The sequence below is a fragment of the Vreelandella venusta genome, from assembly GCF_044809155.1.
GTDB lineage: Bacteria > Pseudomonadota > Gammaproteobacteria > Pseudomonadales > Halomonadaceae > Vreelandella > Vreelandella venusta_B.
In genome coordinates, this window is sequence record NZ_CP085241.1 from 1,192,929 (window position 1) to 1,218,132 (window position 25,204).

A 25,204-nucleotide genomic window follows, 5' to 3' on the forward strand; every position below is an offset into this window, starting at 1 on the left:
TGCAACGGCGAACGGGAGTTCACATGCTTAAGCTTTCTCGGCTGACAGACTATGCAGCGGTGGTAATGGCACAAATTGCCCGCTATCCCCAGGCGTCGCATACGGCGGCTGATTTAGCGGAGGCAGTTCAGCTGCCCCATCCAACGGTCAGTAAAACGCTGAAGATGCTGGTGAAAGCAGGCTTACTGGAATCTCAACGCGGTGCGCAGGGGGGGTATCGTCTCGCGCGGCCCGCCTCGCATATTACGGCAGCAGAAATTATTTCAGCTATTGAAGGGCCCGTGGCGATGACCGAGTGCAGCCAAGCGGAAGGAGAGTGCGAGCTTGCGGCCACGTGCGGAGTCGCAGATAACTGGCAGCGCGTCTCGCTCGCCATTCGAACGCTGCTGGAAAGCGTAACGCTTGCGCACTTGGCGGATACCACGCCGATCAAGCTGCCTGTTCAGCTACCAATTCAAACGATCAGCCTGTCCGCTGCCTCGGCTTAAACAAGCCCAGCAGACAGGCCGTATTGACTAATTGACGGCGAGCTCGTCTCGCCATCCAACTGCCCCGGAGGGTATCACCATGGCAAGCGAAGAAATGGAACAGTTGGTTCGTCGCGATTACAAAGAAGGCTTTGTAACAGATATTGAGAGCGACACCCTGCCACCTGGCCTGGATGAAAACACCATTGCCTTTATTTCTAAAAAGAAGGGCGAGCCGGAGTGGATGCTGGAGTGGCGCCTAGATGCGTATCGCCAGTGGTTAAAGATGGAGTCGCCCTCATGGGCTCACCTGGATTATCCGCCCATCGATTACCAGTCAATTTCTTATTTTAGTGCGCCCAAGCGCCCTGAAGATCGCCCCCAGAGCTTGGATGAAGTTGATCCAAAACTGCTCGAGACCTATGAGAAGCTGGGTATCCCGCTGCACGAGCGGGCGGCTTTGGCAGGCGTTGCGGTAGATGCCGTATTTGACTCGGTATCTGTGACGACAACGTTCAAAAAAGAGCTAGCAGAAGCCGGCGTTATTTTCTGCTCTATCTCCGAAGCAATCCGTGATTACCCGGAACTGATCAAGCAGTACCTGGGTACGGTGGTTCCGGTCGCTGATAATTACTTTGCTGCGCTGAATTCCGCCGTATTCACCGATGGTTCGTTCGTCTTCGTACCGGAAGGCGTGAAGTGCCCGATGGAGCTCTCCACGTATTTCCGCATTAACGCTGCCAATACCGGGCAATTTGAGCGCACGCTGATTATTTGTGAAGACCGCGCTCAGGTTTCCTACCTGGAAGGCTGTACCGCGCCGATGCGCGATGAGAACCAGCTGCACGCGGCAGTGGTCGAGCTAGTCGCACTGGACGATGCTTACATCAAATACTCTACCGTTCAAAACTGGTACCCCGGTGATGAAAACGGTAAAGGCGGTATTTACAACTTCGTCACCAAGCGTGGCGACTGCCGCGGCGAGCGTTCGCGCATTAGCTGGACACAGGTCGAAACCGGCTCCGCGATTACCTGGAAATACCCCTCCTGCGTGCTGCGCGGTAAAGACAGCATTGGTGAGTTCTACTCCGTTGCCGTCACCAATGGCCGTCAGCAGGCGGACACCGGCACCAAGATGATTCACATTGGTGAAGGCACCCGCTCCTATATCGTTGCCAAAGGTATTTCGGCGGGCAAGAGCGATCAGTCCTACCGCGGCCTCGTTAAAATTGGCCCTCGTGCCAAGGGCGCACGCAACTTTACCCAGTGCGATTCGCTGTTGATTGGCGACAAATGCGGCGCACACACGTTCCCTTATCAGGAAATTGGTAACAGCACGGCGACCATTGAGCACGAAGCCACCACCTCTAAAATCGGTGAAGATCAGCTCTTCTACTGCCAGAGCCGCGGTATCTCAGAAGAGGATGCGGTCAGCATGATTGTGAATGGCTTCTGTAAAGACGTCTTCCAAGAGCTGCCCATGGAGTTTGCGGTAGAAGCGGAAGCGCTGCTCAACGTCACGCTAGAAGGCGCTGTGGGTTAACCCGCTCTGGTTTGCGAATTATTTAAGCGCGTCGCGACTGCGACCCGAACGTATTTATAAGGCGATTACTATGTTGCAAGTTAATGATTTACACGTCACCGTCGAAGGTAAAGAAATCCTCAAAGGCCTGACCCTCACCATTAATGCCGGTGAAGTCCACGCCATTATGGGCCCTAACGGCGCGGGTAAATCCACTTTGTCAGCGGTTATCGCTGGTAAAGATGGCTACGAAGTGACTCAAGGCAGCATTACCTTTGACGGTAAAGACGTGCTGGAAATGGAAATTGAAGAGCGTGCTCAGGCGGGGCTACTGCTGGGTTTCCAGTATCCGGTAGAAATCCCAGGGGTAAAAAACATCTACCTGCTGAAGTCTGCGCTTAACGCTCAGCGCGTTGCGCGTGGTGAAGGCGAAATGCCCGCGCCGGAATTCATGAAGCTGGTCAAAGAGAAGCTTGGCTTTATGAAAATGGATGCCAGCTTCCTGCAGCGTGCAGTGAACGAAGGTTTCTCCGGCGGTGAGAAAAAGCGTAACGAAATCCTGCAAATGCTGGTGCTTCAGCCGAAGCTGGCCATGCTGGATGAAATCGATTCTGGCCTCGATATCGACGCCATGAAAGTCGTTGCTGACGGTGTAAACAGCCTGCGTGCTAAAGAGCGCGCCATTCTGCTCGTGACCCACTACCAGCGCCTGCTGGACTACATTGTGCCCGACAAAGTCCACGTTCTGGTGGATGGTCGCATTGTTAAAACCGGCGATGCTGAGCTTGCTAAAGAGCTTGAGGCCAACGGTTACGAAGGCATCGAGGAGTCCGTAGCATGAGCGATACACAAACGTTTTTGGACACGCTCGCCACGCGTAGCCAACAGCGCGCTGGCGAGCCTACTTGGATTGCTGCTCGCCGCCAGGCAGGGGCCGCCCGCTTTGAGGCGATGGGATTTCCGACCCGCCGCGATGAAGAGTGGAAATACACCGACGTCCGTGCCATTGCGCAGGGCAATTTTGCCTTGGCAGACAACGCTGAATTTTCTCAAGCGCAGGCAGCCGCTATAACACTTCCGTTGGATGCCTACCGGCTAACGTTTGTAGATGGCGTCTTCTCTGCCGCGCTGTCTGATTTAGAGGCACTGCCGAGCAGCGTAAAGGTTATGCCGCTTTCCAAAGCGCTCACGGAGAACCACGAGGCGGTTGGTGGTCCTTTAGGACGCTTAACCGGCGTCGACTTCTCACCCTTTGCAGCATTGAATACGGCCTTTATGGAAGAGGGTGCGGTAGTCCGCATCGCGCCGGGCACGGTGGTTGAAAAGCCCATTCTGCTGCAGTTCCTTTCGCGTGCAGGCACGCCGGTGATGAGCCATCCGCGCATTTTGGTGGAAGCGGCCGGACGTAGTGAAGCGACCGTGATTGAGCATTATGCAGGCGAGACGGATGCCGCCAATTTCACCAATGTGGTGGCCGAGCTGATGCTGGATCGTGGAGCGATCATGAATCACTACAAGCTCCAAGAGGCACCGCTAGGTGATATGCATGTGGCGAGCATTCACGTTGAGCAGAGCCGTGACAGCCGCTATACCTCCTACAATCTGAACCTGGGCGGCGCGCTGGTGCGCAACGACCTGATCAGTGACCTGAACGGTCAGGGGGCTGAGACGAATTTCTACGGCCTGTTCTTTGGCCAGGGTCGCCAGCACGTGGATAACCACACCAAGGTGAACCACAACGCGCCGCTGACGTTCTCTAATGAGAACTACAAAGGCATTCTGGATGATCGCGCACACGGTGTCTTCAACGGCAAAGTGTACGTGAAGCGCGACAGCCAAAAGATCGAAGGTTTCCAAAGCAACCAGAACCTGCTGCTGTCAGATCGCGCGCAGATCGACGCGAAGCCCGAGCTTGAAATCTATGCCGATGACGTGAAGTGCTCCCACGGCACGACCACCGGGCAGTTGGATGAAGACGCGATTTATGCACTGCGTACCCGTGGTATTGATGAAGCAACGGCGCGGGGCCTGCTAACCTTGGCATTCGCGGGTGAAGTGCTTGAACAAGTGGCGCTTGACGTAATTGCCGAGCGGGTTGAGCTGGCGGTAGCAGGCAAACTGCCTGAGCGCTTCAACTTGGCAGGCTTAGTGGAAGCGGCTGTTTCGCTCAACGATTAACCAAGGAGCTATCGATGCCCCATTCCGTGATTGAGAAGCCGCAAGCTCATACCAGTGAGCCCTTTGATGTCGCTGCGCTGCGCGAAGACTTCCCGATATTGCATCGGGAAGTGCATGGCAAGCCGCTGATTTATTTGGATAACGCGGCGACGAGTCAAACGCCTCGCCAAGTTATTGAGGTCATCAGCGACTACTATTCGCGCTATAACGCCAATATCCACCGTGGCTTGCACACCCTGTCAGACGAAGCTACGGCGGCGTTTGAAGGCACGCGTCACCGGGTTAAAGCGTTTCTCAATGCGGAAGACGCGCGTCAAATTATCTTCACTCGCGGTACCACCGAGGCGATCAACTTAGTTTCGCAAAGCTGGGGCCGGGCAAATCTCGGTCCGGGTGATGAGGTGCTAATTTCTATGTTGGAGCACCACTCCAACATTGTGCCCTGGCAGCTGCTGGCGGCTGAGCGTGGCTTTACGATGAAAGTCATCCCGGTTGATGAGCGCGGCGCACTGGATATGCTCGCTTATCGTGAGCTACTTAGTGAACGTACTAAGCTAGTGGCCGTGAACCACGTTTCCAATGCATTGGGCACTATTAACCCAGTGAAGGAAATGGCAACGCTTGCTCATCAGCACGGAGCGCTAATCTTAGTTGATGGTGCCCAGGCAACGCCTCACCAGAAAGTAGACGTGCAGGACATTGATGCTGACTTCTATGCGTTCTCTGGTCACAAGGTGTATGGCCCAACCGGTGTTGGCGTGCTGTATGGGAAAAAAGCGCTACTCGACGCAATGCCTCCCTGGCAGGGCGGCGGAGAGATGATTAAAACCGTCTCCTTTGATGCAGGGACTACCTTTGCTGAGACGCCCCATAAGTTTGAAGCCGGCACGCCTGCTATTGCCGAAGTGATCGCATTAGGCAGAGCGCTTGAGTGGATGGAGAGCGTAGGTGTTGAGGCCATCAGTGCCTGGGAAGGCGTACTGTTAGACCATGCTACCCAGGCCGTTAGCCAAGTGGATGGGCTGCGTATTTTAGGCACAGCGCCGCATAAAGCTGGGGTGCTCTCCTTTGTGGTTGAGGGTGCTCACTCCCAAGATATTGGTCTGCTCATTGACCAGTTGGGTGTGGCAATTCGCACGGGACACCACTGTGCCCAGCCGCTTTTGCATCATTTTGGTGTGGATGCCACGTGCCGCGCGTCATTTGCCGCGTATAATACCCTTGATGAGGTAGATAGATTTGTCGCAGCGCTAAATCGTGTTATTGGTATGGTGCGTTAAGGGCGGTCACTAAAGGATAGTTATGGATATCGAGCAAGTTGCCAGCCTCGAACGCGGTCAGAAGCTGCCGCTCCAACGTGATGTAGAGGCCATTGCTATTCCGTTTGGTAAAACGGAAACCTTGGCTGAAGACAGCATTGTTAGCGTTATGCAAGCCAAAGGCAGCACGGTGAGCGTAGGTTTTGAGGGGCGCCTCTACCTGATTGAAGGGCGTAATTTAGATGCGCTAGGGTTAGAGCCGTTGCCGCAGCCTACCCTGCCAGAAAGTGCCAGCGACGACGAAATTGAAGCCTTTGTGTGGGAACAGCTTCGCACCTGTTTCGACCCTGAAATACCGGTAAATATCGTGGATCTTGGGCTGGTGTATGGTTGCCGCCTTGAGCGATTAATCAGCGGCGAGCGCATGGTCACCATCCGTATGACGCTGACTGCCCCAGGGTGTGGTATGGGGGACGTTATTGCTGCCGATGCACGTAATAAGATTTTGGGCGCACCGCAAATTAATAAGGTGCACACCGAAATTGTCTTTAGCCCTCCCTGGAGCCGTGACATGATGAGCGACGAGGCGAAGCTTGAGCTCGGAATGTTCTAACCCCGGCTGGGGAAAGGGATGCACAGCACCATAGCCGTATTTTTTAAGCGTTTGATAATGTCGCTAGCTGCTTTTTTGCTGTTGGCGACATTGTTATTTATTGCTGGCAATCTTTGGGTCGTTGCGAGCACCGCCCGTTATATTGATAGCCATTTGCAAGAGTGTCGGCCTCATAACGTCGCCATTGTATTTGGCACCTCTCACTGGACGCGCAGTGGTGTGAGAAATCCCCATTTTCACGCGCGTATGCGAACCTCTGCCCGTTTGATTGAAGAGCAGCGCGTAAACCATCTGCTGCTTTCAGGGGATAACCGCACTCAAGCCTATAACGAGCCGCGGGCGATGTGGCGTGAACTTTACCGTCGCGGCGTTCCTGCTGCACAGATGACAATGGATTTTGCCGGTTTTAGCACTTACGACACGTTGGCACGTTCACGGGATGTATTTCAGCTTGACGAGGCGCTGTTGGTGACACAAAGCTGGCATTTGCCACGCGCGATTTTTATTGCCCGGGCGTTAGGTATAAAGGGGATAGGATGCGCTGCCGAAGAGGAGCGTGTAGCAGGAGAGTGGCGGTTAATCGTACGCGAATGGGTGGCGAGAGTAGCCACCCTTGGGGATCTTTATATATGGGGTAGAAAGCCTTATTTTCTTGGCCCTCCAGAACCTATCGAGCTACATCAGACGGATAGCCGTCCGCCAGAAACGCTCCGCAGTGACGCTGTTCGCCCATCAGAGGGCGACGATACTGAGCATAGTGATTCAGAACAGAGTCACCAGCGTGCTGACGCCGCTGCCAAGCTCATACGCCGTTACTACCCGCCTAGCATTGGTGGGTATTAACGGTGTGTTTTGCGTTTCTGTAGGCTATACAGCTCACGTATCAATTTACGGCAACCCTGCATGCACTCTTCCACAATGGGCTCGATGGGATCGGGCAGTGGATGGGTAAATAGCGTTGAGAGGGCTTGCATCAGAACACGCTCTTGTTCCAACAGCTCATTGATTAATACTTGGCTATCGTTACCGACAAAGCTTTTTAAACGACTCCAGAGCCACAAAAAGTCATCTCGCTCCACATCGGCATCCCTTGGCAGCATTTTCAAATGCGCTCGGGCAAGCTCCTGAAGCTTACGCATCTGCGCTAACCGCTCGGTATAGTGCGGTTTGAGTGCATCACGTAGCGACGGGCGCAGGCGTTCGATATTATCCTGGAAATAATCAATACTATCGGCCAGCGCTTCCAGCACGCTGTCCATCGCCACTTGGCGATTGTCGAGAAACATGAGCGTCTACCTCCTTCGGTGACGCAGATTGTGGGGGTGGGCGACCTGATTTGCCACCCCCAAAGACGATTATTTTTGCTTTTTCCCCTTAGCCTTTAGGCTTGGGCGGTGCTTTACGCACGGGGGTAGCGTTTTTTTCAATATGCTCGATGATCATGCCCGCAATATCTTTGCCGGTCGCGCTCTCAATACCCTGCAAACCGGGCGATGAGTTGACCTCCATAATTACCGGGCCGTGATTAGAGCGCAATAGATCAACCCCCGCGACACGTAATCCCATAGCTTTAGCCGCACGAATAGCGGTTGAGCGCTCTTCAGGCGTAATACGAATCACGCTAGCAGTGCCGCCACGGTGCAGGTTAGAACGGAACTCGCCGTCAGCCGCCTGGCGCTTCATGGAAGCCACCACCTTATCGCCAATCACAAAGCAACGGATATCGGCGCCGCGTGCTTCCTTGATATATTCCTGCACCATGATGTTGGCTTTCATGCCCATAAAGGCTTGAACGACTGATTCAGCGGCTTGGTTAGTTTCAGCCAAGACCACCCCAATCCCTTGCGTACCTTCGAGAAGCTTGATGACAAGCGGTGCGCCTTTAACCATGGTGATGAGATCGGGAATGTCGTCCGGCGAGTGCGCAAAACCAGTAATCGGTAACCCCAGGCCTTTACGAGACAGCAGCTGAAGCGAGCGCAACTTATCCCGTGAGCGGGTAATAGCGACCGAATCATTAATAACGTAAGTACCCATCATTTCAAACTGACGCAGCACCGCACAGCCATAAAACGTGACGGACGCGCCGATACGGGGAATCACAGCATCAAATGGCTCTATCTCAGCCCCTTTATAGTGGATAGAGGGGTGATGTGAGGCAATGCTCATATAACAGCGCAGCGTATCGACAACGCGTGCGGTGTGACCCCGCTGCTCGGCGGCTTCAACTAACCGACGAGTAGAGTATAAGTTGCGGTTACGTGAAAGCAGGGCAATATGCATGCAGGGCTCCGGGCGAAAAAAATAGGCGTTTAATCATTAAATTAGGGTTCACCGTGCAAAAACGCAGCGCCGGGTGCCACTAATAGACGACGCATCGCGCGTCTACCTAACAGCATGGCGTGACGCATATTGCTACGGTCAGTCAGGGTAAGTTCAACTGGAAAGTTGAGTCTTCCCAGCTGCATAGGGGTGCGTATGACATAGCGCCATTCACTGTGACCATTCGAGCTGGTGACCCGGCGCCGGTCGTGCAGGTGCAGGCGGTAACGGTGAGCAGGTGTTTCCGGGCCTCCGCTGTGGGTGATAAAGCTGACCCATAGCTGACCTTCGGCATCCTCATCCGTTTCAATCTCTTCAGCATGCAGCGCAGATGTGCGTGCGCCGGTGTCTGCCTTACAGCAGAGGTGAAGTCCTAGTTCAGGTAATGTCACCATCTCACGACGGCCGATGACTGCTTTGGCCTGATAGGGTAGTTCCTTCACAGCTCACTCCTTGCATGGGAATCCATCAAAAACGCTCCCCGTCGTTATGTGCGGGGCAGCATGGCATCTAAACGCTGTTGAATGGCTGATCCCGTTGATGCGTCACGTAGCGCCATCATGACTGGCAAGCGTAGACGAGGTATTAACGCAATATCTTTTATTACGGCAGAAAAATTAGCACGACTATCTTCCGCTAGGCGTTGTAAAAAAAGCGGCAGTCGCTCGGCATCTTCCAGTAATGGCCAGCCACGTCCTGCTATCGCGGCGAGTAAATCAGGCCCACAAGCTGCACGGTCATTCAGCAGGCTGGTGTACCAAGCGCCGGCTCTTAGGCTGGCAGTGCTGCCTACTGCGCGTACACAAGCGCACAGCGTTTCTAAATCGCCCGCGCTCGCTGCCTGCTCTCCGCGCTCACACAAGGCATTGACCAGCGATTCGCTCAGTGGCCGGTGCTCTAAGCAGTGGCATAGCGTTTGGAGGACGCTAACGGGAAAATCAGTGATACGCTGGGCAAGCGCGTTAGCCGTGTCGTTGTCAAGGCGTGCGGTATAGTCCGCAAAGCCTTGTAAGCCGAGTGCCTGCCAATCAATATGCTGCTGTCCGCTCAAGTAGGCTTCAACAGGCTCTAAATGTTGGCTAGCAGGTACCCCTAATGCAAGTGTGGCCTGAGCATGTAGCATCGCCTGAAACGTTATCTCGGGCGTGAAGGCGAGGGGATTATCCTTCATTAAATGATCCACGTCTGCCGTTTGTTTATGCTCGAGTGCTTCAGTGCCTACATTGGCTACGTTGCGGCCTAGGGTTTCCAGCAAGCGGTTTATGAAAGCGTCTCGCTGCGCTGGCGAAAGCATGCCTTGCTCGTCTAATGGTAACGCTAAAAACCAAATAGCAGGTTCTGGCATATCGCCTAAACGAAAGACAATACCTAGACGCGCTTGATGCTTCCAGGGCTCCGGCCAAGCCTGCTCGCTGCTTTCAAAAGCACGCAGCGTCTCTCTAGAGCAGGCGGTGACGCGCCTCCCCATGTGAAATAGCGAAATGTCGGCGCCGCTACGGGTAAAGAAATCATCAAGGGACTGAATTGGTTGCATAACATCCTTCCGCGTTTCAAGCCTGCACTCTACCTTGCTGTTCTAACACTGTCAGCCATCAGAGCTGATAAATCAGTGTAATTCCCATTAATTGGTTAAAGTTTGAGCAACTTTGCGCAAGCCCCATGAGAGTAGCGGCTGCGACACCTTTCCATAGTTTATCCACAGCCTCTTGCAGGTTTTCTGTGAATCTGTGAATAAGCGATTTTTGCCGCTCACCGAGTGGCAAGTTACCCACAGAGTTGGGATAATAACTCTCACAGTGTTTCATATTCACAATGATTGCTAAGGTATTTATGAGCGTCCATCAACAGCTGCAAACTGCGCTTCTTGAGCTTGAAGCCGCCATGAAGGCCGCTAACTTATGGCGTATGCCCACCCCAACAGCAGATGCGTTTGCGAGTCAGGAGCCGTTTTGTATCGATACGATGTCGCTGCCTCAATGGATCCGTTTTGTATTTATTGCCCGGCTAAATGCGTTAATTGATGCTAAAGCCACCATGCCAGCTAAATGCGAGATAGCCCCTGCGATGGCTGCGTATTTAATCCAAGAAAAGGTGCGCGCCAGCGATCAGATACTGGTCGTGCAGGCGGTTGAGAAGGTTGACCGTTTAGTCACCGAAAATTAACGCTCTGCTCGTTTTTTGAACGCAATGCAAAATGCCCAGTTCGCATTAGCGAGAGCTGGGCATTTTTACACTGATTAGATGTCAATGAGGTTACCGCTAGCGCATCAAGCACTAGCGGTAGATGCTCATTTAGAAACGATAGCTAATACCTGCCATCACCACGACCGGGTCAATTTCAACAGTGCCTGCTGCAGCGCCGCCTACTTTTGCATCGGTGTCGATATCGATGTACCAAGCGGCGGCATTAAGCGCCCAGTTATCATCGATCAACAGGTCGACGCCCACTTGACCAGCTGCACCCCAGGAATCATCGAGTTCTAGCGATGCGCCAATATCGGTTTTTTCGTCGGAGAAACGAGTGTAATTAATACCTGCACCGACATAAGGTTGTACGCGAGCATCAGTGCCACCTAACGGGTAGTACTGAAGCGTTAGGGTCGGTGGTAAGTGCTTGGTGGAACCATCAGTGACGCCATCGACCTGCAGGTTATGCTTAAAGGGCAGAGCGGCTAGTAATTCAACGCCCACCTTGTCATGGAAGCGATAACCCAGCGTAAAGGCGAAATTGGTTTCAGAATCGACATTGACGTCGGCTCCACCAAGGATCTCGCCGTTATCGCTTTTCGGATCTACCTGCGCCACACCTACGCGGGTAAAAAAGTCTCCCGCGCCATAGGCGAAGGCTTGGCTGCTGGTAGCCAGCGTTGCAGCCGCGAGACCGGCTGCTATGAGGGTAGGTACGGTACGATGGCGCATGTCATTGCTCCTAGCGATCTAAGTCAATCAAGTAACGGGTCAAATCATGGTGAAAAGTTTATCGACTCGCAGTGGTGCTGTTATTGACCTAGGGCAAAGAGCGCGAACAAGTATTATAAAATCTATCTAAATATTTCTCTAAGCGGGCTTTCATAACCATTAGGCAGCCTTCTATGGCAGCGCGCAAAAGGTTGGATGCAGAGGTTGGAAAAGCTGGGGAGGGTGTAAGGGATAAGGGTGCAACAAAAAATGAGACCTTCCCCGGCAAAGGGAGGTCTCTCGTTAGCAAGGCTCAAGAGACGGCTGCGTTGCCGTCTCTTGGCGACACAATGCCATTGCCATCGATTGTCAGTCGATGAATGGACGATTGATGAGCTGGCTGGCCTATTCAGCCGTTGCCAGCAAGCTGGCGTTACCGCCCGCTGCGGTTGTATCAATGCACAGATGGCGCTCCACCACATAGCGGTCTGGCGAGACGGTTTTCGTCTCTAGCGCCACAATGGCACCCTCGCGCTTAGCAAGCCCCATGCGCAGCTCACGGGTCCACTGGTTGTCACCCGCCGCAGCGACTGCAGCAATACCTTTAATCTCGCTGAGCGTTTTGGCGGAAACGCTTCCTTCCAGTCCGGCTACTGGTGCTCCGGCATCGGTTAATGGCTTCACAGCCTGCTTGGCGCCCGGTGCTACTACAACGGCCTCACAGCCTGCGCCCAGCGCTTGAACCGCTTGAGCAATGGCGATATCCAGCGTTGGCCCGAGACACAGCACCGCTCCCTTTGGATACATCGATAGACGATTGCTTTCCCCTGTTGGCCCCGGCAGCGTTTGCGGTGTCATATCTAACGCGGCTGTTTCGGCAAGCGCTTTGCGAATTACGCCGCGTTTGCCGGAAAGCGCCCTGCGCAGCACCTCAACTCGGTTGGTACGTGCTGCCCAGTTACGTGCATCCAGCCCATCAAACGCCGCCTGTAGCTCGCCCAGTGACACGGTTTCTCCTGCTGGCGCTTCAACGTGCTCGGTGTCGGCGGTGCGGCGGAAGCGTGCGACATAAAGCGGGCCGCCAGCCTTGGGCCCGGTGCCGGAGAGCCCCTCGCCGCCGAACGGCTGGGAGCCGACAATGGCACCAATCTGGTTGCGGTTGACGTAGACGTTGCCGACATGGATACGCTCGACAATCTGCTGTACGCGGTCGTCGATACGGGTATGCAGACCGAAGGTCAGCCCGTACCCCTTCCCGTTGATGGCGTCGACTACCTTGTCGATGTCGCGTGCCTTAAAGGTGGCCACGTGTAGAACCGGGCCGAAGATTTCACGCTCCAGATCTTCAATGCCGTTAACTTTAATGACCGCTGGTGTAACAAAGGTGCCAGTGTCCGGGGCCGTTAATTTCTTCAGTACGTTGCCAGATTTCTCGTGCGCCGCTACGTAGTCGCTAATCTCAGCTTGGGCATCGGCATCGATGACCGGCGAAACATCGGTATCAGTGTTCCAGGGGTCGCCAATCGTAAGCGCGTCCATCGCGCCATACAGCATATTGAGCAAGCGGTCGCGTGCCTCTTCCTGTACATACAGCATGCGCAGCGCCGAGCAGCGCTGACCAGCTGACTGGAAGGAGGAGATCAGGATATCGCGCACTGCCTGCTCGGTTAGCGCTGTGGAGTCCACGATCATGGAGTTCAGGCCGCCGGTTTCGGCGATGAGTATCGCATCGGGTCCCGCGTTTTCTGCCAGGGCTTTGTGGATGATCTGTGCGACCGGGGTTGAGCCGGTGAAGCAGACGCCAGCGATACGTGGATCGCTAGTCAGCGGGCCACCTACCGTTGGGCCATCGCCAGGCAGCAATTGCAGTGCGGCTTCCGGTAGGCCAGCTTCACGCATCAGCTCTACCGCGCGGGCGGCGATCAGCGGTGTTTGCTCAGCAGGCTTGGCAAGTACCGCGTTGCCAGCCACTAACGCAGCTGCAATTTGACCCGTGGTGATCGCCAGAGGAAAGTTCCACGGGCTGATACAAACGAAGATGCCGCGGGCGCTACCGGGCTCTTCTGCTTCAAGCCGTTCGCCTTCGTTGGCGTAGTAGCGTAGAAAATCCACCGCCTCACGGACTTCAGCGATACCGTCGAACATCATCTTGCCCGCTTCGCGGGTAGTGATGACGGTCAGCTCGGCAATGTGTTCCTCATAAAGGTCGGCGGTGCGGCGCAGAATTTCAGCGCGTTCGGCTACAGGGCGCGCTGACCACTCGCGGAAGCCTTCTTCTGCAGCATCCAGGGCTGTTGCCACTTCGTCTGGAGTGGCTTCGTATACCTTGCCAATCACGCGCTTGCCGTCGGCGGGGGAAACGACATCGCGAGCCGGACCTTGAGGTGCTGGATTACCCACCAGCATTGGGCCAGCCGTCCAGGTGGCGTCGGCAAACGCTTCGCGGGCGTTGAGCAGCGGCAGAATCGAAGCAGGTTCGTTGATTCGGTAACCCTTGGAGTTCTTGCGGTCAGGCTCAAACAGCTCGCCGGGCTGGCGGATCATCGGGCTTGAAACATCGTTGCCGAGCTGCTTGAAGCCTTCGATGGGATCTTTGGAGACGTCGCTCGGTGGAATCGAGCTATCCACCACCTGGTTGACGAACGAGGAGTTCGCGCCATTCTCCAGCAAGCGGCGCACCAAATAGGCCAGCAGGTCGCGGTGCGCGCCGACAGGTGCGTAGATACGACAGTGGGTGCCCTCTGTCTCTTTAACGATGTGATGCAGCGACTCGCCCATGCCATGCAGGCGCTGGAACTCGTAGCTTTCCTTGTCATCACCCGCCATTTCTACGACGGCGGCACAGGTATGGGCGTTGTGGGTCGCAAACTGTGGGTAGATGCGGTCGCGCCGATCAAGCAGCATTTGCGCGCAGGCCATGTAGCTAACGTCAGTGTTGACCTTGCGAGTGAACACCGGGAAAGTTTTGACCCCCATCTCCTGGGAGAGTTTGATCTCGGTATCCCAGTAGGCGCCTTTAACTAGCCGGATCATGATCTTGCGGTCAAACCGCTCGGCCATTTCATAGAGTGCCTCAATCACCGGCGCGGCGCGGCGCCCGTAAGCTTGCACTACGACCCCAAAACCATCCCATCCGTCCAGGCTGGGATCGGCCATCAATGCTTCAATCACATCGAGAGATAGATCCAGCCGATCCTGCTCCTCGGCGTCAATATTGAAACCGATATTGGCCTTGGCTGCTTGCTGTACCAGCGCTTTGGCGCGTGGCAATAGCTCTGCCATCACCGTTTCGCGGTGGGTGTATTCATAGCGCGGGTGCAGCGCCGAAAGTTTGACCGAAATGCCAGGGCTACCGCGAACATCGCCCTTGGCCTGCTCGGCAATGGCGCTAATGGCCGTGGCATATGCCTTATGATAGCGAACGGCATCTTCATCGGTGCGTGCCGCTTCGCCCAGCATGTCGTAGGAGTAGGTGTATCCCTGTTTCTCCAGTTCGCGGGCATTTTTCATGCCCTCTTCAATGGTTTGGCCGAGCACGAACTGGCGACCAAGAATTTTCATTGACTGGCCAACCGCCTTGCGTACGACAGGTTCGCCCATGCGACGCACCAAACTGCGCAGTGCCTTTGTCGGCCCTTTAGGATCGTCGTCCAGTACCTTGCCGGTCAGCAGCAGTGCCCAGGTCGAGGCGTTTACCATTGAGGATGACGACTTGCCAAGGTGCGCACCCCAGTCGGAAGGCTCGATCTTGTCATGAATCAGGTCATCGATAGTCTCTGCATCAGGCACGCGCAGCAGCGCTTCTGCCAAACACATTAAGCCAACGCCTTCAGTGGTTGAGAGTCCGTATTCTGCTAGAAACGCCTCCATCATCGAGGGCGATCTTTCTTTACGCACACGCTCCACGTAGTTGGCACCAACGGCGGCGACTTTTTTGCGGTCATCCTCCGATAGCTTGATCTGCTCGATAAGCCCGTGCAGCACATCTGCCTCATTGGCGTCGTAATTACGGCGAATGCGTGAGCGTAGATCGCTCACGTCGCTATGCAGATGATGATTGGATTCGTTCATACGGGGTCTCTCCTTGCTACACGAGAGGGCTCCCGCAGGAGCCCTCTCGATACGTTGAATGCGCTCTACGCTCTGCGCCTCAAGGCGGGTTACTAGCGATCAATATGCTGATATTCACCAGCGTCATTAGTCATGCTGCTAACTACCAAGATGGCAATGAAAGAAGCGATGAAGCCAGGAATAATTTCGTATACGCCAGGGCCACCCAGGAACTCACCGTTCCAACCCAGCGAGATCCAGATCATGACGGTAGCCGCACCGACCACCATGCCCGCGATGGCGCCATTGCCATTCGTACGCGGCCACATTAATGACAGAATGATCAGCGGGCCAAACGCCGCACCAAAGCCTGCCCATGCATTACTGACCAGCCCCAGTACCTGAGAGTTTTCGTCAGAGGCAATAATCGCCGCGACAATGCCCACCAGAACGACACAGACCCGGCCGACAGCCACACACTGTTGCTCAGTTGCATTCTTGTGCAGGAACAGGCGGTAAAAGTCTTCCGTCAGTGATGAGGATGCCACTAGAAGCTGACTGGAAACGGTACTCATCACCGCAGCCAGTAGTGCCGCGTAGAGGAAGCCGGTAATCAGCGGGTGGAACAGCAGGTTTGCCAGAATAATAAAGATCGTTTCGGGGTCTTGGACATCGAGACCGTTACGAATTGCGTAGGCGCGGCCGAAAATACCTAGCGATACGGCACCGATCAGGGAGATCAGCATCCAGCTCATGCCAATGTTGCGGGCAATGGGGACATCCTTCAGTGTACGAATCGCCATGAAGCGCACGATAATGTGCGGTTGTCCGAAATAGCCTAAGCCCCAGGTAACCGCAGACAGCCACCCAATAAAGGTGAGCCCTGATGTCCAGGATAGCAGGGTGGGGTCGACTTCATTCAGCGTCTGTGAGGCTTGAGAAAAGCCGCCACCACCTTCGCCAAAGAGCACCACCGCTGGCATGATCACCAGTGCCAACATCATAATGCAACCTTGTACGAAGTCGGTCATGCTCACGGCCAGAAAGCCGCCAACAACGGTGTAAATAAGCACCACGCCCAGGGTGATCATAACGCCCATGCCGTAGTTACTCATATCGCCAAAGTTGTAAATGCCAGAAAATGCGCTTTCAAATAGCTTGCCACCAGCTACGAGACCAGATGCGGTGTAAACCGCGAAAAAGATCACAATAACGATAGCGGAGACGGTTCGCAGCGACATTGACCGCGTTGGGAAGCGGTTTGCCAGGAACGCCGGAATGGTAATTGCATTGCCATAGTGAACGGTCTGTTCACGCAGGCGTGGCGCCACCAGAATCCAGTTGAATAGTGCCCCCACGAGCAACCCTATGCCGATCCATGCTGAGCCCAAGCCAGATACGAACATTGCACCGGGCAGGCCCAGTAGCAACCAACCGCTCATATCGGAAGCGCCCGCCGAAAGCGCTGCCACTTTCGGACTGAGTGTCCGGCCACCCAGCATGTAATCTTCGGATGAAGAGGTGGATTTGCGCATCGCATAGATACCGATGGCAACCATAAGCGCAAAGTACGCAATAAGACTGATCCAAACACCAATAGCCATATCGTTTCTCCAGTTCGTCAGGACGGAGTTAGCTCCGACCGGTTAGCGCCGTTACCGTGCTGTACCCGGTAGTGGCTCTCATTATTTTTTTGACTCCGTTTGTTATTACGTTACGAGGCCTAACGAGCGCCCGCCAGAGAGAGTGTCTGAAAGGTTGATGGCACGTTTATCAGCAATCCTTACACTATTGTTTTCGACCATAAGGTTGTTCCCTGTTCAGGAGGTTTGGTTTGTCGTTGATGAGCTGTTTACTCATCGCCTAGCGCCAGCAGCGACGCGTTTCCGCCTAAGGCAGCGGTATTATTGGTAATCGTTTTTTCAGTCACAAAGCGTTGCAAATAGTGGGGGCCTCCGGCTTTTGGCCCAGTGCCAGAAAGTCCTTGCCCACCAAACGGCTGAACGCCCACCACAGCACCGATGATATTACGGTTGATGTACACATTGCCGACCCGCACTTTCTGCGCTATTTCAGCGGCAAAGGATTCGTTACGGCTATGTACCCCAAACGTGAGGCCATATCCCCGGCCATTGATATCGTCAATGACACGGTTAAGCTCACTGGCTTTGTAGCGCACAATGTGAAGCACAGGACCGAACTGCTCACGAGTGAGGGCATTGATGCTGTCAATCGTGAACGCAACGGGGGCAATAAAGGTACCGTGCTGCGTGTGGTCAGCCGACATCGGGGTTTCGGCCACTAAACGGTTTTCGCCTTTAAGTTTCTCGATGTGGGCTTGCAGCCCCTTGCGCGCCTCTTCATCAATCACCGGGCCGACATCGGTGCCTAAATCGCGTGGGTCGCCAATACGCAGCTCGTTCATGGCGCCTTTTAATATTTCAATCACACGATCAGCAACATCTTCCTGCAAGTAAAGCACGCGCAGCGCTGAGCAGCGTTGGCCAGCGCTTTGGAACGCGGATTGAATGACATCGACGACTACCTGTTCGGGTAGGGCGGTGGAATCAACAATCATCGCATTCATACCGCCGGTTTCGGCAATCAGCGTGGGTAATGGGGCGTTTTCACGGGCGGCGAGGGCGCGATTAATGATCTGCGCGGTGTCGGTGCCGCCGGTAAAGACCACGCCGGTGATACGCGGGTCGGAGGTCAGCACGCTGCCCACAGTAGGGCCATCGCCCGGCAGTAGCTGCACCACATCACGAGGCATACCCGCCTCGTACAGCAGTTCAATCACGCGGTGGGCCACAATAGAGGTCTGCTCAGCGGGTTTTGCTAGCACAGTGTTACCCGCGACCGCTGCAGCAACAATTTGGCCGCAGAAAATCGCCACCGGGAAATTCCAGGGGCTGATAGCGGCAAACACGCCTTTGCCACCCATCATCAAACGGTTGGACTCGCCCGTGGGACCGGGTAGTTCGATGGGCTCGCCTAACGACTCTTCAGCGCGCATGGCGTAGTAGCGGCAGAAGTCGACCGCTTCCTTGATTTCATCGACGCCGTCGGTGAGCAGCTTGCCGCCTTCGCGGGAGCAGAGCGTCATCAGCTCGGCCATGTGCTCTTCCATCAGATCACCCAAGCGGCGCAGAATCGCCGCCCGCTCCGCAACGGGGGTCGCATCCCAGCGGGGGAAGGCCTGCCAGGCAGCATCCAGGGCTTTTGCAGCTTGCTCTTTGCTGGTCCACTGAACGCTGCCCACGGGTAAGCGGCGATCAAACGGTGCCGTTACCTCATGAGTGTTGGCAGCGTCTGCCGCAACATCAAAGGCCAGTAACGGTTTGGCTACATACGGTTTATCCATAAATCCCGCCATTTTTTCCATCAGCGGGAAGTAGTGGCTGCGGATGTTGAGATTTACACCGCGAGAGTTGCGCCGTTTCGGGCCATAAATATCTTTAGGAAGCGGAATTCGCTTGTTGTAGAGCGTAGTTTGCTGGCGCAGAGTCTCGATAGGGTGTTGGCAAAGCGACGCTACCGGCACATCCGGGTCGACAATCTGGTGCACAAACGATGAGTTGGCCCCGTTTTCCAACAAGCGTCGTACCAAATAGGGAAGCAGATCCTTGTGGGCGCCCACTGGTGCGTAGATACGGCAGTAAGTGCCTTTTGGAGCACGCTCTAGGGCAGCATCATAGAGAGCCTCGCCCATGCCGTGCAGGCGCTGGAATTCAAACGGGCGACTATCCTGGTTCGCCAGCTCTAGAATGGTGGTAACGGTATGGGCATTGTGGGTGGCGAACTGAGGGAAAATGCGTCCGCGGGTATCGTCAGAAAGCAGGAACTGAGCACACGCCAAGTACGCGACGTCAGTACATGCTTTACGCGTAAATACCGGATAACCATCAATGCCAAGTTGTTGAGATTCTTTGATTTCGCTATCCCAGTAAGCACCTTTTACTAAGCGTAGCGGAATTTCGTCACCTTGCTCATCCGCCAGGCGATTAATGTAGTGAAGAACAGGCAAGGCGCGCTTGGAATACGCCTGAATAACAAGACCAAAATGCCCCCAGCCTTTTGCCGCGCTGCTGGAGTACACCGCGCGAAAGACCTCAAGGGACAGCTCTAGGCGATCCACCTCTTCGGCATCAATAGTGACGGCGACATCCAGCTCGCGTGCTTTAGTGACCAGCTTGATAACCGTATCGACTAGCTCGACCAGCACCTGCTCGCGGCGGCCAAACTCATAGCGGGGGTGCAGTGCAGAGAGCTTAATAGAAACAGAGGGGGCCGGTGTTTTGTCGCTGAGCGTTTTACAGGTTTTGCCCACTTGTTCGATAGCGCGCGCGTAGTCATCAAAATAGCGCTTGGCATCGTCACGGGTACGCGCCGCTTCGCCCAGCATATCGTAAGAGTAGGTATAACCTTTATTAAACAGAGGTTTGGAGCGCTTTAGAGCCTCGTTAATATCGCGTCCCAAGACGAACTGCTTGCCCATGATTTTCATGGCTTCATACATGGCGCGACGAATCACCGGCTCGCCCATGCGATTAACCATGCGGTTAATAAAGTGGGCGGGCTGGCCCTCTTTGGGGTGGTCAAGCTTGAGGACTCGCCCCGTCATCAATAAGCCCCACGTCGAGGCGTTGACCATCCACGATTCGCTTTTGCCAACATGCGACTGCCAGTCAGCGGGACCCAGTTTGTCCTCAATCAGCGCGTCGGCAGTGGCTTTATCTGGAATGCGCAGCATGGCTTCCGCTAGGCACATCAACATCAGGCCTTCGTGGGTATCCAGGCTGTACTGCTGTAATAACTCATCGATCGTATCGACAGCCGTGTCCATCTTACGGACATCTTCAACTAGCGCAGCGGTATTGGCTTCAATGCGGGCGAAATCTTCGCGATTGGCATCCAACAACTTGATCAGTTCGCTAACGAAGGCGTCTTCATCCACGATGTAGTGGTCGCTAACACGCTGTAATAACGTATCAAGGTCGGTTTGCCAGATGGCAGGGTCACGCATTTTCTTTGCATTGAGCATTGAGGCCCCCGAGAGTCTGAGCTAGATCAGTAGATGGCAGGGCATATCGCCCAAGCTAACGTTCGAATGTAGAGCGCTCCGTCCTTGGGTGTATGTCGTTTTCATGGCAAAACATGTCAATTTCGCGGCAACATGGGTGATGTATAGACTTTAGTTTAGTCTTTTTGAGCTTTCCAACGGCGCTTCAACGGCTTAATTAAGGATTATGAGGAGGTAGGCAAGGTAGTAGAGAGCGATGAAGAGGACTGAGTAACAATCGATGTCGTGTTGCCCTGGCGTAGTTTACGGGGTGAAAGACCGTAACTTCGTCGAAATGCGTGGGAAAGTGCGCTTTGGTTTGCAAAGCCGGTTTGAATGGCAATGTCGGTAAGCGGTAGGCGGCTTTGTACAATAAGCTGCCGAGCAGCATGCAAGCGCTGCCTTTTGACATACTGCCAGGGTGAAAGGCCTGTCTGGGCACGAAAGCATTCTGAAAAATGCGCTTCGCTTAGGTAAGCAAGTTTGGCTAAATCAGCCACTCGAAGCTCGTCAGCCAGATGCTGGCGAATAAAACGATCAATGAGATCCAGGTCAAGTCGGCGCTGCGTCGCGCTTGGTGCTGTACCAAGGCGAGCTTTTAAGGAGCCTAATAGCGTGGCAGCAAGACGGTCTTGTTGGAAAGAGGAGGTTACCGTGTCAAATCCATGGGTCAGTTCGCTCTCAACAAACGCCAAATAGTGGCGCAGCGGATTATCTAGCGCGAAAAAACGCGGAGCATCGAATAGGGCGACCAGTTCACGATGCTCTCCGGTTAGCGCAGGGGCATCTTCTGGTAAGTCGAGAATGAGTTGGCGGTTATGGCCATGGCCTGAGTAGTAGTGCTCATGATTCGCCGGTACGATACAGCCTGAAAAAGCGTTCACGCGTCCGCCTAGCCCTTCAATTTCAAACTCGGAAGAGCCGCACAGGGTAATCACGATTTGATGAAAATCATGGGAGTGGTGCTGGGTGGCACTTTCCAACGGAATGTGCCGAATAGTGCTGCCAGGCATAATAATCTCCTCGTGAAGGTTCCGGGCTATGGCGTAGTCAGCGTCTAGCGTTGCTGAGACTTTCGGAGCGCCGTGTGGGCTGCAAGGTGGTCACGCAACACGGTAAGCTCTGCATGGCCTTCTTGATTCAGTAACGATTTACCTTGGGCGATTTGCCAGCGCCGCCCATGGGTATCCATTAAATGCATGGCCCGGCGACGTACACTTTCTAAATATTCATCGTGCCTAATGGGGTAGCCGATAATGGTATTCCACTCGGTTTCACTCACTTGGCTCTCTAGCGCTTTGTCGAACAGTGCTATTAAGTCGTTAGCTTCGGTGCGGTATCGAGGTGTACCTACGGACATTAGCGCTAGAAAAACGCAGCCTATTACCAGCAAGCAGACGCCTAGTACCAGCAAATAAAGCGCCATATTTAGCTCCCTTTACATTCCGGCGACCGTGAGCGCTAGTATACGCTCGCACTTGGGAAGACGAAAATTTTGCTGTTTTGCGAACTTTTTCTGAGCAGAGTGTCTGATAGTGTACAGGCAACCTAGTGATAGCAGTCGCTAACTGTGTTGTTCTGGCTATTGTTTTCGATCCCTTGCTTCCGCTGCTTATTAAATTAAGCAGCGGTTTTTTTTGGTTAACAGCCAGCGTAGCAAGCGCATCGTCAGCTATGAAAGGGCGCTGTTCCACCTTAATGGCGCTTAATCGTCAGTAATGCGATCAAAATATCCCGACGGGTAACAATGCCTACTAAGCGCTGCTGCTCCACAACGGGATAAATCTTTGGCTTGGGCCCCATCATCTCCTGGGCAAGATCAGTGATACTCTTATTAGGCGTAGTGGTAAGCACTTCTTGGCGCATAAGTTCGCGTACCAAAGGGGCTTCGTCATCATGGTAAATGCTGTCTAGCACGCGTCCCAATACGTCTTGCTCTGAGATAAAGCCAATTAAATGGTCAGAAGCATCCACAACGGGTGCGCCGGGCAAGCGGTGAAGGGCTAATCCTTGCGCCAGTGTGGTAATGGACGTCTCGGGCGAGACACGATAACAGTCACGAGACATGATTTCGCGCACGGTATCGGGGGTCTTCTTATTCATGATGACACTCCTTGCAACATGCTTTTCAACCCATGAGAGAAAGTGCACCGTCTGCCAGTTTGTTTAAGTGTGTGGAGCACTGTCAGGAAACAAAACGAGCCTACGCTTTTCATACTGTAGGGGATTTAGCGAGGTCTGCGTTGAGCCTCCGGGCTTGTTCTTTCAACGCTTTTCTTCTTTTAATTTGGTGTAGGAGTCTTAAATGGACGCACGTGAGTATCTGAACCGCCAAGGCGTTGGGCTGGATCGCGACCAAGAGCGACCGAATACCCTGGAAGAGAAAGCCTGGGAGCGCGCACGTGGAGCCGGCTCTCACCGGCCCAAATCAGGGACTCCCCATGACTGGGAGGACTGGGAAGAGCATCATGGTGATTTGGCAGAAGGCGCAGAGACGTTAGAGCAGAAGATTGATAAAGAAGCGCATCGCAAAGCGCTGGCCCATGAAAAAGCAAAAGCATCGCTAGCTCAGTCCTCAGTCGAGCACTTTACTCCGCCTGCCACACCCTCTGCCCAACAAAGCGCAGCGGTAAAATCTGACACGTCGCTCAACCCCAAGCCTATCTCAGAGCCCGCATCACTGCAGTTTGCTTATCGCGCCCTGGCGGTGCTACTGCCACCTCTTGCGGTTGGGTTAACCGGGGGAGGTGCAAAGCGCATTGTCGTCTCCCTTTTACTGACGTTGTTAGCGTGGTTGCCTGGTGTCATATACGCCTTCAACTGGTTAAAGCAGCGTTAAAAAAGAGCGATAACGTAGATGAAGCTGTTTCGCCCATTGGAAGCGTAATGAATCGGCGTATAATCATCGTCAACTTTTACATATAAAGAGGTTTACGATGGGCTATCTTGTCGGGGTGACGGCGCTTTGGGCGTTCTCTTTTTCGTTAATCGGTGTTTACTTGGCAGGACAGGTAGATAGCTATTTCGCCGTATTGGTTCGGGTTACCTTGGCGATGTTAGTGTTCCTTCCCTTTTTGCGCCCAAGCCTGTTGCGCGGCAAGCAGCGCTTGGCACTCATGGCCTTAGGCGCTGTGCAGTTGGGCGTTATGTATGTGTTCTTCTATCAGTCGTTTTTGCTGCTGTCAGTGCCGGAAGTACTGCTCTTTACCATTTTTACGCCTGTCTATATAGCGTTGCTGGATGATCTTATGTTTGGCCGCTTTACCCCAATTTATTTGGTGACTGCCGTGCTGGCCGTGCTTGGCGCGGGAGTGATTCGATACGACGGTATTGATAGTGGCTTTTGGGCAGGATTTTTAGTGGTGCAGGGCGCAAACCTCTGCTTTGCCATTGGACAAGTAGGTTATCGTCGCTTAGCCGCTGACCTTCCGCCAACGCTGCCTTGGCATAGCGTATTTGGCTGGTTCTTTATTGGTGCCATGGCGGTTGCCTTACCTGCATTCCTGCTATTTGGTAACACAGCTGCTTTGCCGACTAACACCGTACAGTGGGGCGTATTAGCATGGTTAGGCTTAGTGGCTTCAGGCGTGGGTTATTTCGCTTGGAACCAGGGCGCGACCAAGGTAGATGCCGGCACGCTAGCGGTGATGAACAATGCGTTAGTACCGGCAGGGTTAGTCGTTAACCTGGTAATTTGGAATCGCGATGCCGATATCACTAAATTGTTGTTAGGGGCAGTGATCATGGTAGCTTCACTGTGGCTTAATCAATGGTGGTTAAAGCACAGAACGCCTGTGGCGGCGTAATTTCTATTACGTCAGATACCCAAGCGAGCGACTTATTTGCTCGATAACGCCCGACTCTACATAATGTCGGCTGATGCTAGCGAGAGTCGCCCATGCCTACTACCCCGACGATACATACTGCACCCGTTGATCTTGCGCGAGAGGGTAAGCCATTCAAAACGATTGGCTTAATCGGTCGTTTGGGCAGCGATAAGGTAGTTGACTCGTTAAAGCGCCTGGTTCACTACCTAGTGGCTAACGGCTACAAGGTATTGGTTGAGGATCGTACTGCTACCGTCATACCAGACCATGGTCAGCCAGAGGCCAGCCGACGCATGCTGGGGGAACTGTGCGATTTAGTGATCGTAGTGGGTGGAGATGGCAGCTTACTAGGCGCTGCCCGCACCCTCTGCCGTAGCGGGACGCTAATTCTGGGCGTCAACCGTGGGCGTTTAGGCTTTCTTACTGATATCTCACCCGCTGAGCTTGAAACCCGTGTGGGTGACGTGTTGGCGGGAGAGTTTGAGATTGAAGAGCGTTTCTTGCTTGACGCGGTGCTTTACCGCAACGGTGTTGCGGTGGGAAATGGCGACGCGCTGAATGAAGTGGTCGTGCACCCGGGCAAGGCGGTACGCATGATCGAGTTTGAGCTGTTTATTGACGGTCAGTTTGTCTATAGCCAGCGCAGTGACGGCCTCATCATCGCCACGCCCACCGGGTCAACCGCCTACGCGCTCTCAGGCGGAGGGCCGATTATGCATCCCAAGCTAGATGTTGTGACGCTAGTGCCCATGTTTCCCCATACGCTTTCAAGTCGACCAATCGTGATTGATGCGGCCAGCGAAATTCGCATTCACATCGGGGAAACAAATCACTCCTACCCCCATATTAGCTGCGATGGACAAACTCGGGCGGTGGCGAAGCCAGATGATTTATTGGTCATCAAGCGAAAGCCCGAACGCGTTCAACTGGTCCACCCCATTGGGCACAACTTTTATGAAGTGTTACGCAGCAAACTTGGCTGGAGCAATCGGTTAGGGGATTGAGT

The 25,204-nt window shown here is 54.1% G+C and carries 22 protein-coding genes; 11 read left to right on the forward strand and 11 right to left on the reverse strand.

The annotated features are described in order from the left end of the window. The first annotated feature begins 23 nt into the window (after positions 1-23). From LG301_RS05695 to LG301_RS05725, 7 genes are all read left to right on the forward strand, one after another. Positions 24-488 carry an SUF system Fe-S cluster assembly regulator gene (locus LG301_RS05695; RefSeq protein WP_404474177.1) on the forward strand — a complete coding sequence of 155 codons (465 nt, stop codon included), beginning with the start codon at positions 24-26 and terminating at the stop codon, positions 486-488. 79 nt (positions 489-567) lie between these two features. Continuing rightward, positions 568-2,010: a Fe-S cluster assembly protein SufB gene (gene sufB, locus LG301_RS05700; RefSeq protein ID WP_404474179.1), complete on the forward strand. Its 1,443-nt coding sequence runs from the start codon at positions 568-570 to the stop codon at positions 2,008-2,010. 70 nt (positions 2,011-2,080) lie between these two features. Further along, entirely contained in the window at positions 2,081-2,830 is a 750-nt protein-coding gene (gene sufC / locus LG301_RS05705) for a Fe-S cluster assembly ATPase SufC (RefSeq protein ID WP_404474181.1), read from the forward strand. Then, a complete protein-coding gene (gene sufD, locus LG301_RS05710; protein WP_404474183.1) occupies positions 2,827-4,167 on the forward strand; it encodes a Fe-S cluster assembly protein SufD in 1,341 nt (446 codons plus the stop codon). Before sufC ends, sufD begins: the two co-directional genes overlap by 4 nt. A 14-nt stretch (positions 4,168-4,181) precedes the next feature. Further along, positions 4,182-5,447, forward strand: a complete 1,266-nt coding sequence (locus LG301_RS05715) for a SufS family cysteine desulfurase (RefSeq protein ID WP_404474185.1) — start codon at positions 4,182-4,184, stop codon at positions 5,445-5,447. A 22-nt stretch (positions 5,448-5,469) separates the two neighbouring features. Continuing rightward, entirely contained in the window at positions 5,470-6,039 is a 570-nt protein-coding gene (gene sufT, locus LG301_RS05720; protein WP_404474187.1) for a putative Fe-S cluster assembly protein SufT, read from the forward strand. Between the two features lie 18 nt (positions 6,040-6,057). Continuing rightward, on the forward strand, positions 6,058-6,882 hold the full coding sequence (locus LG301_RS05725) for a vancomycin high temperature exclusion protein (protein WP_404474189.1): 825 nt from the start codon (positions 6,058-6,060) through the stop codon (positions 6,880-6,882). Here the strand turns inward: LG301_RS05725 and LG301_RS05730 are convergent. The 4 genes from LG301_RS05730 to LG301_RS05745 all read right to left on the reverse strand — a co-directional run bounded on the left by LG301_RS05730 (position 6,879) and on the right by LG301_RS05745 (position 9,895). Further along, positions 6,879-7,325, reverse strand: a complete 447-nt coding sequence (locus LG301_RS05730) for a hypothetical protein (protein ID WP_404474191.1) — start codon at positions 7,323-7,325, stop codon at positions 6,879-6,881. The genes LG301_RS05725 and LG301_RS05730 overlap by 4 nt on opposite strands. 88 nt (positions 7,326-7,413) lie before the next feature. Then, a complete protein-coding gene (rimK, locus tag LG301_RS05735) occupies positions 7,414-8,322 on the reverse strand; it encodes a 30S ribosomal protein S6--L-glutamate ligase (protein ID WP_263069545.1) in 909 nt (302 codons plus the stop codon). A gap of 41 nt (positions 8,323-8,363) precedes the next feature. Then, complete coding sequence (locus tag LG301_RS05740) at positions 8,364-8,804, reverse strand: ATP-dependent zinc protease (protein ID WP_404474193.1); 441 nt, start codon at positions 8,802-8,804, stop codon at positions 8,364-8,366. 44 nt (positions 8,805-8,848) lie between these two features. Further along, positions 8,849-9,895 carry a DUF3549 family protein gene (locus LG301_RS05745; protein ID WP_404474195.1) on the reverse strand — a complete coding sequence of 349 codons (1,047 nt, stop codon included), beginning with the start codon at positions 9,893-9,895 and terminating at the stop codon, positions 8,849-8,851. A gap of 296 nt (positions 9,896-10,191) precedes the next feature. Between LG301_RS05745 and LG301_RS05750 the strand changes: the two genes are divergently transcribed. Next, a complete protein-coding gene (locus tag LG301_RS05750; RefSeq protein ID WP_404474197.1) occupies positions 10,192-10,524 on the forward strand; it encodes a YqcC family protein in 333 nt (110 codons plus the stop codon). A 129-nt stretch (positions 10,525-10,653) separates the two neighbouring features. Here the strand turns inward: LG301_RS05750 and LG301_RS05755 are convergent, their stop codons facing one another. The 7 genes from LG301_RS05755 to LG301_RS05785 form a co-directional block, all read right to left on the reverse strand. After that, positions 10,654-11,280 carry an OmpW family protein gene (locus tag LG301_RS05755; RefSeq protein ID WP_404474199.1) on the reverse strand — a complete coding sequence of 209 codons (627 nt, stop codon included), beginning with the start codon at positions 11,278-11,280 and terminating at the stop codon, positions 10,654-10,656. A gap of 384 nt (positions 11,281-11,664) precedes the next feature. Then, a complete protein-coding gene (gene putA, locus LG301_RS05760; protein WP_404474201.1) occupies positions 11,665-15,330 on the reverse strand; it encodes a bifunctional proline dehydrogenase/L-glutamate gamma-semialdehyde dehydrogenase PutA in 3,666 nt (1,221 codons plus the stop codon). 92 nt (positions 15,331-15,422) lie between these two features. Then, entirely contained in the window at positions 15,423-16,913 is a 1,491-nt protein-coding gene (putP, locus tag LG301_RS05765) for a sodium/proline symporter PutP (protein WP_404474203.1), read from the reverse strand. A 248-nt stretch (positions 16,914-17,161) separates the two neighbouring features. Beyond that, complete coding sequence (gene putA / locus LG301_RS05770; RefSeq protein ID WP_404474205.1) at positions 17,162-20,353, reverse strand: bifunctional proline dehydrogenase/L-glutamate gamma-semialdehyde dehydrogenase PutA; 3,192 nt, start codon at positions 20,351-20,353, stop codon at positions 17,162-17,164. A gap of 203 nt (positions 20,354-20,556) precedes the next feature. Then, positions 20,557-21,384 (reverse strand): helix-turn-helix domain-containing protein, encoded by an 828-nt coding sequence (locus LG301_RS05775; RefSeq protein WP_404474207.1) that lies wholly within the window; start codon positions 21,382-21,384, stop codon positions 20,557-20,559. A gap of 44 nt (positions 21,385-21,428) precedes the next feature. Continuing rightward, on the reverse strand, positions 21,429-21,797 hold the full coding sequence (locus tag LG301_RS05780) for a hypothetical protein (protein ID WP_404474209.1): 369 nt from the start codon (positions 21,795-21,797) through the stop codon (positions 21,429-21,431). 269 nt (positions 21,798-22,066) lie between these two features. Next, positions 22,067-22,474 carry a CBS domain-containing protein gene (locus LG301_RS05785; protein ID WP_263069534.1) on the reverse strand — a complete coding sequence of 136 codons (408 nt, stop codon included), beginning with the start codon at positions 22,472-22,474 and terminating at the stop codon, positions 22,067-22,069. Between the two features lie 202 nt (positions 22,475-22,676). On the opposite strand from LG301_RS05785, the gene LG301_RS05790 reads away from it, so the two are divergent. The 3 genes from LG301_RS05790 (at position 22,677) to LG301_RS05800 (ending at position 25,202) form a co-directional block, all read left to right on the forward strand. Then, complete coding sequence (locus tag LG301_RS05790; RefSeq protein ID WP_404474211.1) at positions 22,677-23,210, forward strand: YqaE/Pmp3 family membrane protein; 534 nt, start codon at positions 22,677-22,679, stop codon at positions 23,208-23,210. 97 nt (positions 23,211-23,307) lie between these two features. Then, positions 23,308-24,177: a carboxylate/amino acid/amine transporter gene (locus LG301_RS05795; protein WP_404474213.1), complete on the forward strand. Its 870-nt coding sequence runs from the start codon at positions 23,308-23,310 to the stop codon at positions 24,175-24,177. Positions 24,178-24,269: 92 nt separating this feature from the next. Beyond that, positions 24,270-25,202 (forward strand): NAD(+) kinase, encoded by a 933-nt coding sequence (locus LG301_RS05800; protein WP_404474215.1) that lies wholly within the window; start codon positions 24,270-24,272, stop codon positions 25,200-25,202. The last annotated feature ends 2 nt before the right edge of the window (positions 25,203-25,204 follow it).

Coding starts and splice junctions, on each gene's coding strand:
- sufT (WP_404474187.1), top strand. CDS start 5,470: ATGGATATCGAGCAAGTTGCCAGCCTCGAACGCGGTCAGAAGCTGCCG.
- LG301_RS05755 (WP_404474199.1), bottom strand. CDS start 11,280: ATGCGCCATCGTACCGTACCTACCCTCATAGCAGCCGGTCTCGCGGCT.
- LG301_RS05775 (WP_404474207.1), bottom strand. CDS start 21,384: ATGCCTGGCAGCACTATTCGGCACATTCCGTTGGAAAGTGCCACCCAG.
- putA (WP_404474205.1), bottom strand. CDS start 20,353: ATGCTCAATGCAAAGAAAATGCGTGACCCTGCCATCTGGCAAACCGAC.
- LG301_RS05750 (WP_404474197.1), top strand. CDS start 10,192: ATGAGCGTCCATCAACAGCTGCAAACTGCGCTTCTTGAGCTTGAAGCC.
- LG301_RS05695 (WP_404474177.1), top strand. CDS start 24: ATGCTTAAGCTTTCTCGGCTGACAGACTATGCAGCGGTGGTAATGGCA.
- LG301_RS05790 (WP_404474211.1), top strand. CDS start 22,677: ATGGACGCACGTGAGTATCTGAACCGCCAAGGCGTTGGGCTGGATCGC.
- putA (WP_404474201.1), bottom strand. CDS start 15,330: ATGAACGAATCCAATCATCATCTGCATAGCGACGTGAGCGATCTACGC.
- sufB (WP_404474179.1), top strand. CDS start 568: ATGGCAAGCGAAGAAATGGAACAGTTGGTTCGTCGCGATTACAAAGAA.
- LG301_RS05800 (WP_404474215.1), top strand. CDS start 24,270: ATGCCTACTACCCCGACGATACATACTGCACCCGTTGATCTTGCGCGA.
- LG301_RS05780 (WP_404474209.1), bottom strand. CDS start 21,797: ATGGCGCTTTATTTGCTGGTACTAGGCGTCTGCTTGCTGGTAATAGGC.
- sufD (WP_404474183.1), top strand. CDS start 2,827: ATGAGCGATACACAAACGTTTTTGGACACGCTCGCCACGCGTAGCCAA.
- LG301_RS05725 (WP_404474189.1), top strand. CDS start 6,058: ATGCACAGCACCATAGCCGTATTTTTTAAGCGTTTGATAATGTCGCTA.
- rimK (WP_263069545.1), bottom strand. CDS start 8,322: ATGCATATTGCCCTGCTTTCACGTAACCGCAACTTATACTCTACTCGT.
- LG301_RS05715 (WP_404474185.1), top strand. CDS start 4,182: ATGCCCCATTCCGTGATTGAGAAGCCGCAAGCTCATACCAGTGAGCCC.
- LG301_RS05745 (WP_404474195.1), bottom strand. CDS start 9,895: ATGCAACCAATTCAGTCCCTTGATGATTTCTTTACCCGTAGCGGCGCC.
- LG301_RS05730 (WP_404474191.1), bottom strand. CDS start 7,325: ATGTTTCTCGACAATCGCCAAGTGGCGATGGACAGCGTGCTGGAAGCG.
- sufC (WP_404474181.1), top strand. CDS start 2,081: ATGTTGCAAGTTAATGATTTACACGTCACCGTCGAAGGTAAAGAAATC.
- putP (WP_404474203.1), bottom strand. CDS start 16,913: ATGGCTATTGGTGTTTGGATCAGTCTTATTGCGTACTTTGCGCTTATG.
- LG301_RS05795 (WP_404474213.1), top strand. CDS start 23,308: ATGGGCTATCTTGTCGGGGTGACGGCGCTTTGGGCGTTCTCTTTTTCG.
- LG301_RS05785 (WP_263069534.1), bottom strand. CDS start 22,474: ATGAATAAGAAGACCCCCGATACCGTGCGCGAAATCATGTCTCGTGAC.